Genomic DNA, 16,198 nt, shown 5'->3' with positions numbered 1-16,198 from the left:
ATAATAAAAATAAAATAAATATTTCTGTAATCGTTCTAGTCGTCATTATTGTGCTCATCCTAAATCCCCTACGCGAGGGCTTTGTATAGAGTTATTACGACAAAATAACAAACTATAAACCCCCGCCGCTCTCAGAGCCCGGGGGTTTTTCAGTTCCAAATAAAAGAGAAAATAAAATGGAAAAAATCACTGGTGCAGCCATGCTGCTCAAGTCGTTACTTTGTCAAAAAACGGAATTGATTTTTGGTTATCCTGGTGGAGCAATCATGCCAATTTACGATGCTCTATATGATTTCGATAAAAAACTTCGACATGTTCTTACGCGACATGAACAAGGCGCAATACATGCAGCTCAAGGTTATTCACGAATTTCTGGAAAAACAGGAGTTTGTTTTGCAACTTCGGGTCCAGGTGCAACGAATTTATTAACTGGAATTTGTGATGCTATGCTCGATTCGACTCCCGTTGTTTGTATTACGGGACAAGTTCCAAGTTCTTTATTAGGGACAGATGCTTTTCAAGAAGCAAATATTATATCAATGACAACTTCAATTACAAAATGGAATTATCAAATAACAAGCGCAAAAGAAATTCCATATGTCATTGCAAAAGCATTTTACATCGCTCAATTGGGCAGGCCTGGTCCCGTATTAATTGACATTACAAAAGATGCTCAAATTGAAATGTTTGAATACAAAGATGAGTCATTTAATTTCACTGCATTAAATAAAAAATTTGAAAGTCATTTTATTGATAATATTTCGCTCGCTATCACATTGATCAATAATGCCAAAAAACCTTATATATTGGCTGGTCATGGTGTTACGTTAGCAAAGGCGGAGAATGAACTTTTAGCTTTTGCAAATAAAGTAAAAATTCCTGTTGCCTGTACTCTTTTAGGTTTATCTGCATTTCCTTGTGATCATCCATTATATGTAGGAATGCTTGGTATGCATGGTAATTATGCTGCTAATTTTTTAACAAATGATGCAGATGTGATTATTGCCATTGGTATGCGTTTTGATGATCGGGTTACTGGAAATCTTAATAGCTTCGCAAAACAGGCAAAAATAATTCACATAGATATCGATCCTTCTGAGATAAATAAAAATGTAAAATGCACCGTTGCGCTTATAGGTGATGCAAAAGAAATTGTTGAAATACTTCAAGAAGGTGTTCATGAAAACAATCATGATAACTGGATCGATAAATTTAAAAAATATTATGAAAGAGAATATAATGAAGTAATACACAAAGAATTAAATCATAAAAATGAAAAAGAAATTAAGATGGCAGAAGTTGTTCATCTTTTATCGCAAAAAACAAATGGCAATGCAGTTATTGTAACAGATGTTGGTCAACATCAGATGGTAGCTGCACGTTATTATAATTTTAAATGCAATAATTCACATATTTCTTCGGGTGGTCTGGGAACAATGGGATTTGCTTTGCCTGCAGCAATTGGCGCAAAACTTGGAGCAGGAGAGAGGGAGGTCATTGCAATTATTGGTGATGGGGGTTTTCAAATGAACATTCAAGAATTGGGTGTGATTATGCAAGAGAAAATTCCATTGAAAATAATTGTGTTAAATAATAGTTTTCTAGGAATGGTAAGGCAATGGCAAGAACTTTTTTTTGAGAATCGGATCTCAAGCACTGAAATGCACAACCCAAATTTTATAAAAATCATGGAAGGATATGGCATTCGTGCAAATAAAGCTGAAAATCATACTGAGTTAAATGATTATTTAGATGAGCTTGTTTCTGCAAAAGAATCTTATTTTTTAGAGGTAAAAGTTTTAAAAAGTGAAAATGTTTTTCCTATGATTCCATCGGGTGCTGGTGTCAGCGAGGTTCGTTTTTCTTAAGGAGGATTTGTGAAATCAACATATGTTATTTCGATCATTGCAGAAAATTCTCTCGATGTCTTTCAAAGATTATCCAATGTTTTTTTAAGAAACCGTTTACTTATTGATCAATTTAAATTTGAAAGATCAAAACAAAATTTTAATACAAATTTCTATATTGAATTAGAAATTGATGAAATTAAAGTTGAAAAAATAGTAAAACAACTCAGTAAAATTATTGAGCTCACAACAGTAAAAGCTAAACTTAAAAATCATGTGAAATCCATAAATAAGGAAGTTTACGTATGTCAAAATTAAAATTTGCATTTACCGAAGAAACAGTCGTTACACGTGAAGAATTTACTCTTGAAAAATCAAAAAATGCATTAAAAAATGAAGTCATCGCTGTTATTGGATACGGTGTGCAAGGGCCTGCGCAAGCACTGAATTTAAAAGACAATGGATTTAATGTGATCATTGGGCAAAGAAAAAACTCTTCCTCTTGGGACAAAGCAGTTGCGGATGGCTGGGTACCGCAAAAAGATTTATTTTCCATAGAAGAAGCATGCCAAAAAGCATCCTTTATCAGTTACCTCTTATCCGATGCAGCACAAATGCAGTTGTGGAACACAGTGCGCGAATATCTTTCACCTGGGAAAACACTTTGTTTTTCTCATGGCTTTTCAGTGACTTATTCAGACAAAACAGGAGTTATTCCACCCGCAGGTATTGATGTTATCCTCGTTGCGCCAAAAGGATCGGGACGCAGCGTAAGAACACTTTTTAAAGAAGGAAAAGGTATCAATTCCAGCTATGCCGTGCACCAAGATTCTTCACAAAGAGCCGAAGAAAAAGCTTTGGCTTATGGGATTGGCGTCGGCTCAGGCTATTTATTTCAAACGAATTTTAAACACGAAGTGTACAGTGACCTCTGCGGAGAACGTGGTGTGTTGATGGGAGCTCTTGCAGGTATTATCGCAGCACAATACGAAGTTCTGCGCGAAAATGGACATTCACCCAGTGAAGCCTTTAACGAAACAGTTGAAGAATTAACTCAAAGCCTAGTTCCATTGATATCAGAAAATGGCATGGATTGGATGTTTAAAAATTGTTCCACTACAGCACAAAGAGGAGCGCTTGATTGGATGCCTCGCTTTAAAAAGGCCACTCTTCCAGTATTCAAAGCTCTCTATAAAAGCGTTGCCACAGGTGAAGAAGCACGCATTGTTATCTCGGCAAATAGCAAAACCGACTACAAGGCGTCTTTAGATAAAGAACTTGAAAAACTCCACAATGAAGAAATCTGGCAAGTGGGTCAAACTGTGAGAAAGCTTCGTCCAAAGTAACAAAACATAGGTTGGTTTGAAATATTAATTCGACCAAAGTAACAAAATTTTTTCCGTAAAATGAACTTAATTTCAAATAAGAAGTCATGTTTTTACATTTAATTAATGATAAATAACGTCTTATTTAGCAAATATAAATATTAATATATAATTTTTTATTGAACGAGCAGAACAGAAACTATGAAATTAAATAAATTCAGTGCACGTATTACAGAACCCGCAGCACATGGTGCTGCACAAGCTATGCTATATGGCACAGGTTTAAGCGATGAAGATTTTAAGAAAGCACAAGTGGGAATAGTTAGCATGTGGTACGAAGGAAACACATGCAACATGCACCTGCTCGATTTATCGGAACATGTAAAAAAAGGTGTTGAGGATGCTGGGCTCGTGGGTATGCGTTTCAACACAATCGGTGTGAGTGATGGCATTTCTATGGGCACAGATGGGATGAGTTTTTCTCTCCAATCTCGAGATCTCATCGCCGATTCCATAGAAACAATCGTCTCGGCCCAGTGGTATGATGGCTGCATTGCCATTCCAGGCTGTGACAAAAACATGCCCGGTTGCTTGATTGCTTTAGGTCGTTTAAACCGTCCTGGCTTTATTGTTTATGGTGGTACGATTCAACCAGGTAAACTGAATGGTAAAGATATTGATATCGTGTCAGCATTCCAATGCTACGGCGAATTTTTAGCAGGAAAAATAAATGATGACGAGCGTAAAAAGGTCTTAAAAAAAGCTTGTCCTGGCGCAGGCGCTTGCGGAGGCATGTACACAGCAAACACGATGGCAAGTGCAATCGAAGCATTAGGGATGAGTTTACCCTATAGTTCTTCAACGCCTGCAATCGATAACTTAAAAGTACAAGAGTGTTTTCAAAGTGGCGCGGCCATGCGCAAACTTTTAGAGAAAGATATTAAGCCGTCCGATATTATGACGCGTAAAGCTTTTGAAAATGCCATGGTGCTCATTACAGTTTTAGGGGGCTCGACCAATGCTGTTTTGCATTTGATCGCCGTCGCCGATTCCGTAGGAATTAAGTTAACACTGGATGACTTCCAAAATGTAAGTAACAGAATTCCCTTGCTTGCTGATTTCAAACCCAGCGGCAAATACACCATGGCCGATCTGCAAAAGCAGGGAGGAACGCCTGCCGTGATGAAAATGCTGCTTGAGAATAATTTATTACATGGGGATTGCCTTACAGCCACAGGACAAACTCTCGCAGAAAATTTAGCACAAGTTCCAGGCCTGCAGCCTGAGCAGAAAATCATTCACCCCCTAAGTGACCCGATTAAAAAGACAGGGCATTTGCAAATATTAAAAGGCAACTTAGCGCCCGAAGGCTCGGTTGCTAAGGTAACAGGGAAAGAAGGTTTGTTTTTCCGCGGCAAAGCAAGAGTATTTAACTCTGAAGAAAAAATGCTTGCAGCACTTGAAGATAATCAAATTAAAAAAGGGGATGTTGTTGTCATTCGTTATGAAGGGCCAAAAGGTGGACCCGGTATGCCTGAAATGCTCAGCCCCACTTCTGCAATTATGGGCGCTGGCCTAGGCAATGACGTTGCACTTATCACCGATGGTCGTTTTTCAGGTGGTTCCCATGGATTCATCATTGGCCATATCTCCCCAGAAGCACAAGTGGGTGGGCCCATTGCTTTAGTCGAAAATGATGATATGATTTCCATAAATATTGAAAATAATTCAATCCATTTAGAAATATCTGACAAAGAATTAAATAGTAGAAAAGAAAAATGGGTCATGCCACCTTATAAGGTAACAAAAGGCACTTTGTTTAAATATATAAAAAATGTTTCTTCCGCAAGCCTTGGCTGTATTACAGATGGTGAGTGAAATTGAAATTTTAATTTCAAATTGATTCCCATTTAAACTTTACAAATAAAATATAATATTAAAAAATCTTAAAACCAAATAAATTCTTGCCAACCAGCCATTTCTATGCTATTAATTTTTTTCTATATTAGATCAAGGAATTTATAATGCTTTTTACAATTGAAAATATTAAAGATGCATGCTGCATTCTTGCGAAAGTAAAAAATCAAATCATTAAAAAAGCGAGTATCAAATATAATTATCAATTTCTAGATTATTCACCTTATCTAGGATGTATTGATGAAAGCTTTGAAAGTAAAGAATTATTTATAGATGTAAACAATGAAATTATTCTTCAAAAACAGAAAATAATTACAGACTTAAGTATTTTAAAAAAGTTAGACCAACTTCTGTCTAGCTCTGAGCAAGGGAGCTTTGCAAAACTTATACAAGAAAATATAGAAGCAAAAGAGACTATAAATTATCCATTTTATTCCATAATAGAGTTTGAAAATATTATTAAAAATTCTTTTTTTATAATTGAAAACATTTCCCCTCTATTCCACAAGTTTTTAAATACTCTAATTATTAATATCACACCTTTAGTTATTAATAATAAATTTACATATTTCTCTTCCAGTTCAAATAAGACCATAGGTAATATATTTGTCTATCCTTTATATAAAAAGAGCCCATCAATTGAAATTGATACTATTCTCATGCTTGCTCACGAAGCTGGACATCAATTGCTATATCTTTATCAATCTTTTGATAATATTATTGCAAGCAAGTGCACATCCTTGATCTACTCATCAGTCAGAAAAACAGAAAGACCTCCTTTACTAGCTTTTCATGCCCGTATTGCCAGTTATTTTATGATCCATTCCCTTAACTTAATTTTAGAAAAGTCAATCTTTAATAAAAAAATTAAAGATTATGCTGAAGATAAAAAAAGTACATTACAAAAAAATTTAAAATTAAGCCTACATGATTTTTCAAATAAATGCCAACTTACAGATCTTGGACAAAAGCTAATAAATATTTTTATAGTCTTAACATAGAAAAGGATATAATATGAAAAATAAAAATTTATTTATTTCTGTTTTCGGAGTTATCGCAAGTAGTTTGTGCTACCAAAATAATTCATATACATTGAGCCTTAAAGAAAATATTTATAATAATTATTACAAAAAAATAAATTCCACACTTCCACAAAGACTCTGCACAGATAAAGACTTAAAACATTGCGACTTAGAAAGAATTTATGAAACAAAACAATCTCCCACTCACGGAGTCTACGAAGCATGAGAAGTTTTTTTATTGCTAGTACTACTAGCTTTGTAATTTTATTAAATAACAACCCAGGATATGCTATGACAATTGAAAATAAGATAATTTATGATGTATATAATCCAACTGATAAACCGTGGAATGAAAATGCTACTGCCACAGCCAGGTATGCTATCACGACAAATGTTTTAGGACAACTTTTAGAAATAGATAAAAATTTTAATATTACTTCAAAATATTTGGATAAATTTGATTGGGATTATAATACAAAAGAATATATTCTAAGACTTAAAAAGGGATTACGCTTTCAAAATAATAGAGAAATCACATCAAAGGATTTAGAGTTTAGTCTTTTGCGAACTTTTTTTGCCAAAAAATCAAATGAAGGATCTATGTATTTTAGAAATATTAAGGGTCTTGAAAATATTAAACATGGTGAAGTCTATAAAAGTGGAAAAGTACATGGAATAAAAATTATAAATAATTTGACAATAACCGTAAAACCTAACACACCAAATCCAACTTTTTTATATACTATTTCTAGGTCAAACTATTCACTTGTCCCAATTGAGGAATTTAATGAAGACTTAACGACTTGGAAAAAATGGCCAATAGGAGCTGGAAGCTATAAAATAAAGGAAATAAATTTATCCGAAGGATTATTTGAGTTAGAATTAGTAAATTCTGAGGAGAAATCACCAAAAAATGTTATAATTTCAACAAAGAAAAATTTAACTCCGGATATTACATTTGATAAACTCAGAATCGATAATAATAAATCATATAAAACGAGTAGAATAGCAGGTTACATTGGAAAACGCGTTATAATGTTTAATTATAATTCTAAATTAGGTTCGAATTTAGAATTTAGAAAAGCCGTAGATGCTGCACTTAATAGAAAAGACATTTCAAATGAAACAACGACTCCTACTGAACCTATGTATGAAACAATAAGTCCAAGTAATTTTGGAAGGATAAATATTTTACCTGAACAAGATATAAGTTTAGCAAAAAATATATTTAAAAAGTTGATACCAAAAAATGACGTAATTAAAATACCATTTACCTCAGATCCTTATTTTGGTGATAATTACAAATCTGTAATGAAAAAACAACTTGCCGAAGCAGGTTTCAATGTTGAATTTATTAAATCTGAAAAATACTGGGATGTGTTTAGTGATGAATTTACAAATTCTCCTTTTCGATTAGCATCATTAGTTGAAGATTTTTATGAGCCTCTTTTATCATTTTCTTTCTTTAAAACTGGAAGTCCTCTGAAAGGACACTTTCCTGAAAATTCAAGCTTTGATACTTTATACAATGAAGCACAAGAATCACCTAGTAGTGATATTTTAAATGAAAAATTAAAGAAATTATCCCTATTTATGCATAATGAAAAAATATTTCTTCCTCTTTTTTTACAGCCAGGAAATATCACTTATAATAGTTCGAAAATAAGTGATTTAGGTTCTCAGTTTGGAGGAGTTTTTATAAATTTATCAAATATAAAATTAAATAATAACTATATAAATTAATAATATAATTTTAAGGAGTTTTTTGCTATGAATAATAGGAGTATCACTTTTTATATTGAAAATCTCTCAAAAGTCCCTTGGGAACAATCCGCAAGTGCAAAAGCGCGGCACCATTTCGAAGTCAATGTACTTGGCCAATTATTCACATTTAAAAATGGTAAGCTCCGCTCGGATTTCTTAGCAAGTTATAAACATAATGAAGAAAGTAATACTTATATTTTTACTCTAAAACCCAATCTCTATTTTCACAACGGCCGCTCAGTGCATGCAAAAGATCTCGAATTCAGCTTAGTCCGTAGCTTTTTTGCCTCTAAACCCAATGAAGGTTCGATGGAAAACTTTGATATTCTGGGTCTTGATAAAATAAACCATGGAACACCCTATGTCTCTGCAAAAGTTGAAGGGATTAAAGTACTTGATGATTTAAGCCTATCTGTTCAGCTAAATGAAAAAAATATTTTCTTTTTAAACTCACTTTGTCAAACCAATTATTCATTGGTTCCACAAGAAGAGTTGTGTGAAGATCTGATTGAATGGAAAAAATGGCCTATTGGAGTAGGAGATTATAAAGTTATAGAAAGTGACCCTGAACAGAAAATGTTCACGCTTAAACTTGCAAAAGAAAATATAAATAATCAACCAGAAATTGTCTATTTTTTTACAAAATTAAATCAAAATCCAGACCTCAGCAATGCAGAGTTAAATTTTGCCAACGACCCTTATTATAAAACTGAAGAGTTGAGTTGCTATACAGGCAAAAGACTTATTTTATTTAACTTCAATCATGAGCTCTCTAAACAGTATAACTTTAGAAGAGCAATTGAATTGGCACTGAATAAAGAAGAAATAGCTAAAGAAACAAAAAGGAAAAGTGAAGAATTACATGAGATTCTTCTCCCAAATAGCATTGGTAGAAGCGAAAACAAAGTGAGCCAAAATATTGCAAAAGGAAAAAAACTCTTAGCTATGTGTTTGGATACAACTGAGAGAAATAAAACCTATAAAATTCCGATATCAGCAGATTCCTATTTGGGTAATAATTACAAGCTAACTATACAAAGACAATTGCAAGAAATAGGACTTAAAGTAGAGTTTGTTGAGTCTGATAAACTTTGGCATGTTTTCTATGATGATTTCACAGATTCTCCATTTCGTTTGTGTTCTCAGGTTGCGGATAACGACAATCCAATTATGAGTTTTAGTTACTTTTGTAATCAAAGTGCTCAAACTTATCAATATCCAAGTGATTTTCATTTTGACAAATTATACTGTAAAACCCAACGTTCAAAGAACACTGAAGAGTTAAGTCAAAGATTGAAGGAAATTTCTGAAAATATTTCAGACAGTACTGTTGCTATTCCAATTTTCTGCTTTAAAGAGAATATCACTTATAACTCGCAAAAAATTCAAGAAATATCTCCAGAGCAAATGGAACAATATATTCTTCATTTTTCAAATATTGTGATGAAGACTTAGATTTTTTATGCAAGAAAAAAAGCTTAAAAATTATATTCTGAAAAAAAGCAAAGCAGAGGCCAAGCGTGCTTTTGCTGCCATATTGCTTTTCATTACATCATTATGGGCAGTATTTTTTTGGAGTGCATATATTGTAAAATCACAAGATATCGCCAATTCACTTTCCTTTGGACTGACAAACTCGCTTGTGATAGGCAATACTTTTTATATAGATAATACACTCAACTCTCTTAAAATGGGCAATAATTTTGACTATATTAAAATAATATCACAAAATGACCTGAGCAAAGAAAAACATGAAGTTTTTTCGCTAGAGCCAAATCACTCTAGGGATAATACTTTAGTCAAAATATCCGACGAGTATAGCATAAGTACCAATTTTATCTTTTTATATCATTTCCAACTTCACTCAAATAAAAGAGAAATTGGCGAGTTAATTTTAGGGAAAAAGCTTGACATATTTCTTATTTTTTCATCATATTTTTTATGCACAGTTCTATCATTTATTATTTATTTTTACAAGAAAAAAAGAAATATACAGACCTATAAAAAAATCACAGATCCCATTTTTAATATAGAAGATAACATTAAAAATGGGGATTTATATGACACAAAAATCTCTGAATTTATTGAGATCAATAATTTATACAGCTGTCTATGCCAATATAATGAAAATATTTTAACAGCTTTAAATACAATAAAGGAACGGGAAAATGAAATTGAAAAAATGTCCCATTTTAAATCCATGGTCGATACCATCAAAATGATTATCCATGATGTGAATAAACCTTATACACTTATACTATCACTCTTAACTTCTATAGATAAAATTAAAAATAAAGATGAGCAAAATAAATTAATCAAAATAGGTAAACAAGAAATACACTCTTCACTCGAATACATTCAAAATATTTTTAAAGATATCATGTATTTTGGTGAAGATATAAAATGTGAAATCAATTCACATTCTCCCGTACTTCTTCTTGACAAATCTCTAGCACAAATCTTCTCGCGTATTAATAACACATCAATTTCTATTAGCTGGGATTTAAAACACAAATTTTCTATTAAAGCTGACGATTTCAAAATACTCCGAGTATTGAACAATATATTTGACAATGCAATCAAAGCAATGAATAAAACGGGTTCTTTAAAAATATCCACTGAAGAATTCATTATCGATAATAAAAGATTTATAGAATTTAGCATAATCAATAGCAATACATCCAGTGTTCATGATGATTCAGATAAAGTCTTTGATAAATTCTATTCGAAAGGAAAGAATTCTGGAACGGGCCTAGGCTTAGCTATTGTCAAGCAAATTGTAGAGAATCACAACGGCAAAGTGAATTTCATTGCTAACGCTTTGCAAAATGAAGTTGAACTCAGTTTTACAATACCAAGCTGCCTGCAAGCTGACAGGGCGATAAAAAATGTAGTTTTATATAATCACTCATCTTTGTATAAAAAAATCCAATCTCATGAAGAACTGTTTCAATCAGATGAAATTTGTATATATCAAAGAATAAATAATATTTTAGTTCATAAAAATGATACAGTAAATGAATTTATTATTTTGCATATTGATGACGACAAATCCTATTTAAACTATATCGAAATACTCTGTCAAGAACTTCTCAATAATATAAAAATCACAGTTATCAGCAAACAGGATCCTTTTGAAGGTTTAAAATATTTTTATTTGCATACGGTTCATTTAGTTCTCTGCGATATCGATCTCAATCACTCAAAAATAGACGGTTATGATATCGCTAAGAAAATTAGAAAAACAAATGCAGTGGTTAAAATATATTTACATTCTAATCGCATAGGAGATGACATTCTTAAGCAATCCTTTGAAAGCGGAGCTGATTCTTATTTAGCAAAACCGATGGAGTCGATTCATATTTTAAAAATTGTTTTAAATCATTTGGAAAGAAATGAAAAATCGATTTTAGCGAATAAAGCAAAACCGATTGTTATAGTCATAGATGACGATGAATTTTATTTAGATTGCTGGAAATATGCATTGCATGATTCTGAGTGCTATACTTTTATTGACCCAGGAACAGCCTTTGAATTTTTAATAAACAATTTGGAAAAAGTTGAACTGATAATAGCTGATTACTTTTTTTGCGGTGATAAGAAAAATATTGTTGAACATAAGTTCGTTGAAGCCTGTAGAGATATTGGCTTTCATAAATCCATTATTCTCTGCAGCAGCCTCAATATGTTTGTGGAGAACGAAGTCGCGATATTTGATGGCGTCTTAGATAAAATTCCTATTTCATACTCAGAAATAAAAGAAAAATTTCCCCATAAATTTAATTAACTTATTCTGAATATATTTTTTAATTATTCGTTTGCTCGTTTAACTCTATTTTTGCTACGTCTAAAATATGCGCTTGATTTTGTGCACCTAGACTTTTTATATGCAATGAATTAAGCTTAGACAATGAATACGAAATGTTTATTATCGGCAGAAATAATGATAACATTTTCAAAAAAGAATATTTTTTATCCCAAGATATTGCTAGTGAAGATTTTCTAGAAAAAATTAAAATAGCTTATAAAAATGTCCGTCACTTCGATCTCATCATTCATTGTGCAAGCCCCTACGGCGAAAGTGAAGTGCCAAATACAAAAGAGATGGATGATTTTTATCGCGTAAATGTTCTCGCATTTTGGAATTTAATCACATATTTTATTGAAGATAAAAAATTAATTGCACATTGTTTAGTTGTCAGTATAGGTTCTACGGCTGCATTAAAAAAAGTAGACCATTTTAACCCAGCCTCTATTCTTGCAAAAAATTCATTTATGCAATGCTTCGATATTTTTCAGGATAGTTTCTTAGCTTTAGGCATAAAGTTTTGTCATATCGTGCTTGGTTCACTGGGTCAGGATCTCATACTCCACTCAGATATTATGAAGTGCATCTATTTTTTAAGCTCCATGTCGAGCGGCTGTTTTCCGTCTAGAATAATTATAAAGTCTAAGGCTGAGTTCAGTTGAACAAATCAAGGCCGCATTCTTGCTCCTTTAGGGGGTGAGTAAATCTCAGATTCTAATTCCTGGGAATGCAACTTAAGAATTATTTTTCACCGATGCTCCTATTATTTTACCTTTCACTTTCCCGCCATTGGAAATAATGACATTTCCTTTGCCACTTTCAAATTCAATATTTCCATGCACTGTAGAATTATTTATATATAAATACTCTTGTTCATATTTATCATTTTTATTTTTTCTAAAGTAAATATCTTTTGCTAAAACACTATCATATAATTTAACAATTTCTGCCGTAACTTCTATTTTGTCTTTAAAGATAGTTTCTTTAGCCGTTAAATCACCGTTGACAAAAGCATTCCCACTGACAATACTTTGCCCTGAAAATTCCGTTTGACCAATGATACTGATATTCTTCGATTTTATTTTCCAGGCATTAAATTTGCCCGTGATATCTATATCACCTAGATTTTCAACATTCTGAAGTTTAACTTTTCCTGTATTTTTAAAATCCCCTGCTACAAACCCATTTTCAATATAAACTATGCCCGTATTATCAAAATCAGCTTGTATTTTACTGTCTTTCAGTTCTACTGAGCCTGTGTTTACAAAAGATCCGACAATTGAAACTTTGTCTAAACTCACATGCCCTGTGTTTATAAATGCTCCTTGGATTTGACTGTCAATCAGATCTACAGAACCTGCATTCTCAAAATTTTTGCCGACAGTGACATTTTTAAAAGCAATTGACCCTGTATGCATAACACAATCAATTTTTTCATCCTGCATTTTGCTCGGCCCTGTTCCACTCAGACAGGCAAATGCACTTGATGAAAGAAAGAGGCTGAGTGTTAATATAGAAGATCTCATTTTTACTCCTAGAAAAATTTCTAAATTGACTAAAATAATTTGATTTATATAATATATTTTAAAGAGTTAAGCAAGAGTTTTATTAAAGTATTTAGCTCTTGCGATACATAGTAAAGATCACCCATCATTCCTATCTAATAAATTCTAAAAGCCAACATCTAGCTAACTTTAATAGAATGAATGCGCTTTATATAATATTTATCTATATTATATAAATTTAATTAATATTAAGATTTAATTATTCAATATATAGATATATAAATATCAAATTTTTTTTCCTTATTGATTTAACTCCTTAAAAGATGTATTTAAAATACATCTTTTAAAAGGGAGTCTCTCTGTAAAGAAATATCCTTTTAATTGAGAACAAAATTTTAATTAAAATAATAGGAGAAATTTATGCCAATCAAGAGAACAATATTAAAAAATGACAAATCAATTTTCATAGTGAAGTTAAATTTAGATGCGAATGATTTTATAGCAGAGCATAGTTCTTCAGCAATTGTAACCGCTACAGTCACATCTGGTCTAGGAATATTTAATGTCGGCGGTATAGAGAATAAAATATGCCAGGGTAGCTTTATTTTTATGAATCCAGATGAAAAACACTCTATTCAAGCCTTCGAATCATTAGAACTTATAGTTCACCATATAAATATTAGTCACAAAGTTAGTATTGAAGCAGGACACATTTGTGGGATGACAAAGAATTAAAGAATATTAAAAAAGGAATTTTTATGTCTCACAAACGATTGATTATAGCTTTAATCATAATGGTAAGCGCATCATTTATAACTCTTTTGTATGGTGGGAGGGAAATATATTTAAAAGAACCTCCAATTCCTAAAGCCTATGTTACAAAAGATAATCAAATTATATTTACAGAAGATCAAATAAAAAATGGGCAAAAAGCTTGGCAGTCAATTGGTGGACAAGAGCTTGGTTCAGTGTGGGGACATGGTTCTTATGTCGCTCCAGATTGGTCAGCAGATTGGCTACATAAAGAGGCTGTTGCACTGCAAGAAATATATTCACAGAAAAATTTTAAGAAAAGTTTTAACCAACTTGATGATGAAAAGAAAGAAATAATTAATACAAAAGTAAAGTTAGAACTTAGGAAAAATACTTATGATAAAGAAACAGGTTTGTTTACTCTCTCAAAAGAACGATCAGATGCTATAAAAATAGTTTACAATGACTATTATAAACTATTCTCTTCTGATATATCTTATCAAAATTTGCGGGAAAAATATGCGATTCAGGAAAATATTCTTCCAAGTGATTTAAGAAGAGAACAACTATTATCTTTCTTTTTTTGGAGCGCATGGTCTTGCGTAACAGAGAGACCTGGAGAAAAAATATCCTATACTAACAACTGGCCACACGATCCTTTAGTTGGAAATACCCCGACAACAAGCGCATTTATATGGTCGTTTGTGAGTATTTTATTTTTAATAGGTGGCATTGGAGCTCTTGTTTGGTACTATGCTTCGCATGAGCAACAAGAAAACATAGAACCACCAAAAATTAATTTTTTAAATAGCATAACCATTACTCCTTCAATGAAATCAACATTAAAGTACTTTTACATAGTAGTGCTCCTATTTTTATTGCAAGCAGTTTTTGGTATTATTACAGCTCACTATGGTGTTGAAGGCCAAGCGTTTTATGGTTTCCCATTAGCAGAGTACTTACCTTACTCCTTAACGAGAACTTGGCATAATCAATTAGGAATATTTTGGATCGCTACAGCATGGCTCGCAACTGGTTTATTTATTGCCCCACTCATATCAGGATTTGAACCCAAATACCAAAAATTGGGGGTTGATTTTTTATTTTATTGCTTAATTGTAATTGTTTTGGGATCATTCATAGGTCAATGGTTTACTATTCAACAAAAATTAGGATTTTCAGCAAATTTTTGGTTTGGACATCAAGGCTATCAATACGTTGATTTAGGACGTTTTTGGCAAATATTTTTATTTATTGGACTCATACTTTGGCTAATACTTATGATACGAGCAATTATACCTATATTTAAAAAAGTGGAAGAAACAAAAGGTATTATCTTTTTATTTTTAATTTCATGTGTTGCGATTGCTCTATTTTATGGTGCTGGATTTATGTGGGGGCAAACAACTCATTATGCGCGTGTTGAATATTGGCGTTGGTGGGTTGTTCATCTTTGGGTCGAGGGATTTTTTGAAATTTTTGCCACAACAGTGATATCTTTTTTAAGTGTAAAATTGAATTTAATAACTCCGCATTTCGCAACAAAATCTATTTTATTTTCCACTTTTATATTTTTAATTGGGGGTATTTTAGGAACATTTCACCATTTGTACTTTACTGGAACTCCCACAGTTATTCTGGCGTTAGGTTCAAGCTTTTCTGCACTTGAAGTTGTTCCTTTATCAGTTGTTGGCTTTGAAGCTTATTCAAATTATAAAAGTGTCAAAGATAAAGATTGGATTAAACCCTTTAAATGGCCAATATACTTTTTTATTGCCGTTGCATTTTGGAATTTAGTTGGAGCAGGTGTTTTTGGATTCTTTATCAATCCACCAATTGCTCTTTATTACATGCAAGGATTAAACACAACACCAGTTCATGGCCATTCAGCTCTTTTCGGAGTTTATGGTTTCTTAGGACTAGGTCTGATGTTCTTTTGCTTGAAAATATTATTTCCAAATAAAATCGTTAACGAAAAACTAATGAGTTATATTTTTTGGAGTTTAAATATTGGACTCGCAGCAATGGTGTTAATCAGTTTATTGCCTGTAGGACTTATTCAATTATTTCATAGTATAAATACAGGTTTTTGGTATGCTCGTTCTGTTGAAGTTATGCAAACAGATTTGGTAAACTTTTTTAAATGGCTTCGTGCTATTGGGGACTCGTTGTTTTTTATTGGTATTATACTACTTGTATGGTCTATGAAATATTTTATAAGAAATAAAAGTAAGAATTTTAAATCTTTATTTTAAAA

13 protein-coding genes are annotated in these 16,198 nt (G+C 32.2%); 12 read left to right on the top strand and 1 reads right to left on the bottom strand.

Annotation, left to right across the window (positions count from 1 at the left end; translation table 11 throughout):
* Nucleotides 1–176 precede the first annotated feature (176 nt).
* The 10 genes from ilvB (at nucleotide 177) to EZS29_RS03515 (ending at nucleotide 12,345) form a co-directional block, all read left to right on the top strand.
* Nucleotides 177–1,868, top strand: coding sequence for a biosynthetic-type acetolactate synthase large subunit (gene ilvB / locus EZS29_RS03560; protein WP_130606608.1), 1,692 nt, complete (start codon nucleotides 177–179; stop codon nucleotides 1,866–1,868).
* Nucleotides 1,869–1,877: 9 nt separating this feature from the next.
* Nucleotides 1,878–2,165 carry an ACT domain-containing protein gene (locus EZS29_RS03555; protein ID WP_130606605.1) on the top strand — a complete coding sequence of 96 codons (288 nt, stop codon included), beginning with the start codon at nucleotides 1,878–1,880 and terminating at the stop codon, nucleotides 2,163–2,165.
* Nucleotides 2,153–3,193 (top strand): ketol-acid reductoisomerase, encoded by a 1,041-nt coding sequence (ilvC, locus tag EZS29_RS03550; protein ID WP_130606603.1) that lies wholly within the window; start codon nucleotides 2,153–2,155, stop codon nucleotides 3,191–3,193. The genes EZS29_RS03555 and ilvC overlap by 13 nt, the downstream gene beginning before the upstream one ends.
* Before the next feature lie 180 nt (nucleotides 3,194–3,373).
* The gene (gene ilvD, locus EZS29_RS03545) at nucleotides 3,374–5,050 is read left to right on the top strand and encodes a dihydroxy-acid dehydratase (RefSeq protein WP_130606601.1); all 1,677 of its coding nucleotides are present in this window, start codon (nucleotides 3,374–3,376) and stop codon (nucleotides 5,048–5,050) included.
* Between the two features lie 146 nt (nucleotides 5,051–5,196).
* Nucleotides 5,197–6,090 carry an HEXXH motif-containing putative peptide modification protein gene (locus EZS29_RS03540; protein WP_130606599.1) on the top strand — a complete coding sequence of 298 codons (894 nt, stop codon included), beginning with the start codon at nucleotides 5,197–5,199 and terminating at the stop codon, nucleotides 6,088–6,090.
* Between the two features lie 13 nt (nucleotides 6,091–6,103).
* Nucleotides 6,104–6,337 carry a hypothetical protein gene (locus tag EZS29_RS03535; protein ID WP_130606597.1) on the top strand — a complete coding sequence of 78 codons (234 nt, stop codon included), beginning with the start codon at nucleotides 6,104–6,106 and terminating at the stop codon, nucleotides 6,335–6,337.
* Nucleotides 6,334–7,854 (top strand): ABC transporter substrate-binding protein, encoded by a 1,521-nt coding sequence (locus tag EZS29_RS03530; RefSeq protein WP_130606595.1) that lies wholly within the window; start codon nucleotides 6,334–6,336, stop codon nucleotides 7,852–7,854. Before EZS29_RS03535 ends, EZS29_RS03530 begins: the two co-directional genes overlap by 4 nt.
* A 27-nt stretch (nucleotides 7,855–7,881) precedes the next feature.
* A complete protein-coding gene (locus tag EZS29_RS03525) occupies nucleotides 7,882–9,330 on the top strand; it encodes an ABC transporter substrate-binding protein (protein WP_130606593.1) in 1,449 nt (482 codons plus the stop codon).
* Between the two features lie 7 nt (nucleotides 9,331–9,337).
* Nucleotides 9,338–11,662: a hybrid sensor histidine kinase/response regulator gene (locus tag EZS29_RS03520; RefSeq protein WP_130606591.1), complete on the top strand. Its 2,325-nt coding sequence runs from the start codon at nucleotides 9,338–9,340 to the stop codon at nucleotides 11,660–11,662.
* A gap of 134 nt (nucleotides 11,663–11,796) precedes the next feature.
* Nucleotides 11,797–12,345 (top strand): hypothetical protein, encoded by a 549-nt coding sequence (locus EZS29_RS03515; protein ID WP_130606589.1) that lies wholly within the window; start codon nucleotides 11,797–11,799, stop codon nucleotides 12,343–12,345.
* A 72-nt stretch (nucleotides 12,346–12,417) separates the two neighbouring features.
* On the opposite strand, the gene EZS29_RS03510 is transcribed toward EZS29_RS03515, so the two are convergent.
* Nucleotides 12,418–13,209, bottom strand: a complete 792-nt coding sequence (locus EZS29_RS03510) for a hypothetical protein (RefSeq protein WP_130606587.1) — start codon at nucleotides 13,207–13,209, stop codon at nucleotides 12,418–12,420.
* Nucleotides 13,210–13,608: 399 nt separating this feature from the next.
* On the opposite strand from EZS29_RS03510, the gene EZS29_RS03505 reads away from it, so the two are divergent.
* Both EZS29_RS03505 and EZS29_RS03500 read left to right on the top strand, forming a co-directional pair.
* On the top strand, nucleotides 13,609–13,923 hold the full coding sequence (locus tag EZS29_RS03505) for a cupin domain-containing protein (protein WP_130606585.1): 315 nt from the start codon (nucleotides 13,609–13,611) through the stop codon (nucleotides 13,921–13,923).
* A gap of 23 nt (nucleotides 13,924–13,946) precedes the next feature.
* The gene (locus EZS29_RS03500; RefSeq protein ID WP_130606583.1) at nucleotides 13,947–16,196 is read left to right on the top strand and encodes a nitric-oxide reductase large subunit; all 2,250 of its coding nucleotides are present in this window, start codon (nucleotides 13,947–13,949) and stop codon (nucleotides 16,194–16,196) included.
* Nucleotides 16,197–16,198 lie beyond the last annotated feature (2 nt).

This window comes from Fluviispira sanaruensis (assembly GCF_004295685.1).
In the GTDB taxonomy this organism is placed as follows: domain Bacteria; phylum Bdellovibrionota_B; class Oligoflexia; order Silvanigrellales; family Silvanigrellaceae; genus Silvanigrella; species Silvanigrella sanaruensis.
The sequence above is the reverse complement of the archived record's forward strand: the minus strand, read 5'-3'. Positions and strand labels throughout refer to the sequence as shown.

Coding starts and splice junctions, on each gene's coding strand:
- EZS29_RS03520 (WP_130606591.1), top strand. CDS start 9,338: ATGCAAGAAAAAAAGCTTAAAAATTATATTCTGAAAAAAAGCAAAGCA.
- EZS29_RS03500 (WP_130606583.1), top strand. CDS start 13,947: ATGTCTCACAAACGATTGATTATAGCTTTAATCATAATGGTAAGCGCA.
- EZS29_RS03535 (WP_130606597.1), top strand. CDS start 6,104: ATGAAAAATAAAAATTTATTTATTTCTGTTTTCGGAGTTATCGCAAGT.
- EZS29_RS03530 (WP_130606595.1), top strand. CDS start 6,334: ATGAGAAGTTTTTTTATTGCTAGTACTACTAGCTTTGTAATTTTATTA.
- EZS29_RS03505 (WP_130606585.1), top strand. CDS start 13,609: ATGCCAATCAAGAGAACAATATTAAAAAATGACAAATCAATTTTCATA.
- ilvB (WP_130606608.1), top strand. CDS start 177: ATGGAAAAAATCACTGGTGCAGCCATGCTGCTCAAGTCGTTACTTTGT.
- EZS29_RS03525 (WP_130606593.1), top strand. CDS start 7,882: ATGAATAATAGGAGTATCACTTTTTATATTGAAAATCTCTCAAAAGTC.
- EZS29_RS03515 (WP_130606589.1), top strand. CDS start 11,797: ATGTTTATTATCGGCAGAAATAATGATAACATTTTCAAAAAAGAATAT.
- ilvD (WP_130606601.1), top strand. CDS start 3,374: ATGAAATTAAATAAATTCAGTGCACGTATTACAGAACCCGCAGCACAT.
- EZS29_RS03510 (WP_130606587.1), bottom strand. CDS start 13,209: ATGAGATCTTCTATATTAACACTCAGCCTCTTTCTTTCATCAAGTGCA.
- ilvC (WP_130606603.1), top strand. CDS start 2,153: ATGTCAAAATTAAAATTTGCATTTACCGAAGAAACAGTCGTTACACGT.
- EZS29_RS03540 (WP_130606599.1), top strand. CDS start 5,197: ATGCTTTTTACAATTGAAAATATTAAAGATGCATGCTGCATTCTTGCG.